Source organism: Arthrobacter sp. STN4 (assembly GCF_024539665.1).
Lineage (GTDB): Bacteria > Actinomycetota > Actinomycetes > Actinomycetales > Micrococcaceae > Specibacter.
The window spans coordinates 1-2215 of sequence record NZ_JAKZGX010000063.1 but is presented as its reverse complement, the minus strand read 5'-3'; the positions used below and the strand labels follow the sequence as shown (position 1 = coordinate 2215).

Below are 2215 nucleotides of genomic sequence, written 5' to 3'. Positions count from 1 at the left end.
TCATCATGAATGCAAGCACGAAGTTTCGCACCCGTAAGGGCCTGGGTTTGGGGATGGGCCTTCTGGCCGTCACGGCCATGGGGTTGAGCGCGTGCAGCGGGGGGACCACCGCCTCGCCGGCACCCTCACACGCCCCGATGGCGGGCTCGGCGCCGGCCGCGTCGTCCCCGATGGCTGCTGCGGGTGGCTTGGTGGGTCCGGGGTGCGCGGCGTACGCGGCGGCGGTGCCCTCCGGGGCGGGCTCGGTGGCCGGCATGGCTGCCGATCCGGTCGCGACCGCGGCGTCGAACAACCCGTTGCTGAAGACCCTCACGGCCGCGGTGTCGGGGAAGTTGAACCCGAAGGTCGACCTGGTCGATACGCTGAATTCGGGCCGGTTCACCGTGTTCGCGCCCGTGGACGACGCCTTTGCCAAGATCCCGGCCGCCACGATTGACGGGCTGAAGACCGATGCCAAGACACTGACGTCGATCCTGACGTACCACGTGGTTCCCGGCCAGCTCTCACCGGAGCAGATCGATGGCACGCATGCCACGGCCGAGGGCGGCACCGTGAAGGTCACCGGCAGCGGGGACCACCTGATGGTCAACAACGCCAAGGTCATCTGCGGCGGCGTGAAGACCGCCAACGCGACCGTCTACCTCATCGACTCGGTCCTGATGCCCCCGGCCAAAAAATAACACCCCCACCCCGCTCCGGCACCGCACCGGCCCCCGCTTCGGGGCGCCACGGGAATTTGTTGGCTTGGAAAGGCAGATGATGGGCAGTGATCGTGGCAGGGTGGAGACCATGCGCCTTCCCTGGTTGCGGCCGGTGGAGCCCCTGGCCCCGCCCACCCATGAAGACTTGATCCGCCTCGTCGCCCTGGGCGACGAGGCGGCCTTCGAGGAACTCTACGACGCCGTCTCGGCCCGGGTGTTCGGGCTGGTGCGCCGGGTGGTGCGTGATCCGGCGCAAAGCCAGGAAGTGACGCAGGAAGTGTTTGTTGATGTGTGGCAGCAGGCGGCCCGGTTCGACGCGGACCGGGGCCGGGCGATGTCCTGGATCCTGGTCATCGCCCACCGCCGCGCCGTGGACCGGGTGCGGGCCAGCCAGGCCAGCACGGAGAGGGACCTGCGAGAGGGCATCAGGGACTACCAGGAAAGCTCCGCCGATGTCGCCGAGACCGTGGAGGCCTCCCTGGAAGCCGAACGGGTCCGTGCCGCGCTGGAGACATTGACGCAACCCCAACAGGAGGCGATCCGCCTGGCCTATTACGGCGGCCACACCCACCAGGAAGTCGCGGAACTGCTAAAAATCCCGGTAGGGACCGTGAAAACAAGAATCCGTGATGGCATGATCAGGCTCAGGGACAGGATGGGAGTGGCGTGATGGAAGAACAACTGCACCTGCTCACCGGCTCCTACGCCCTCAACGCCCTCACCCCAGCCGAACGCGACGCGTTTGAACGCCACGCCCTGGACAACCCCGACACCCTCGAGGAAGTCCGCAGCCTCAGCCAGACCGCGGCCCTGCTCGCCTACGACACCACCGCCCAGACCCCGCCACCGGAGGTCAAGGCCCACATCATGGCCGCGATCCGCAACACCCGCCAACTCCCCGCCACCGCCATCGCCCACGACCCCACCCCCGCACGCAACGGCGCCCGGGAGACTACCCGGGCCGGTGCACGACGCCGGCGCAGCACGCCCGAACGCCGCCGCTGGGTCCCGGCCCTGGCCGCCGCCGCCACACTCCTGCTCCTCGCCGGAACCGGCGGCTGGGCCATCGGCCAGGCCACCAGCCACCAGGGACTCGAACACCAACTCGCCCAGGCACAAGCCAGCCAGGCCCACCAACAAGCCCTCCTGGCCATCATGGCCGCCCCCGACGCGAAAGTCGCCACCACCACCCTCCCCGGCAACGCCACCATCACCATCGCCTGGTCCACCCACGCCAACCACGCCGCCATCACCACCCACGACCTCCCCACCCTGCCCAACGGAAAAACCTACGAACTCTGGTACATCACCACCACCACAACCCACCCCGCCGGACTCCTCCCCACCACCCCCACCACCACACCCCAACTCCTCAACGGCACCCTCAACAACGCAACCCACATCGGCATCACCATCGAACCCCCCGGCGGATCCCCCCAACCCACCACCACCCCCATCCTCCTCCAAACCATCTAAACCACACCCCCCACAACAAACCCCAACCATCGACCCGG

3 protein-coding genes are annotated in these 2215 nt (G+C 68.2%); all 3 read left to right on the top strand.

Annotated elements, in window-relative coordinates; translation table 11 throughout:
- Window positions 1-77: 77 nt before the first annotated feature.
- On the top strand, window positions 78-680 hold the full coding sequence (locus MMF96_RS19285; RefSeq protein WP_375141474.1) for a fasciclin domain-containing protein: 603 nt from the start codon (window positions 78-80) through the stop codon (window positions 678-680).
- A gap of 76 nt (window positions 681-756) precedes the next feature.
- Window positions 757-1371, top strand: a complete 615-nt coding sequence (gene sigK, locus MMF96_RS19280; protein WP_375141473.1) for an ECF RNA polymerase sigma factor SigK — start codon at window positions 757-759, stop codon at window positions 1369-1371.
- The gene (locus MMF96_RS19275; RefSeq protein ID WP_256884460.1) at window positions 1371-2177 is read left to right on the top strand and encodes an anti-sigma factor domain-containing protein; all 807 of its coding nucleotides are present in this window, start codon (window positions 1371-1373) and stop codon (window positions 2175-2177) included. Before sigK ends, MMF96_RS19275 begins: the two co-directional genes overlap by 1 nt.
- The last annotated feature ends 38 nt before the right edge of the window (window positions 2178-2215 follow it).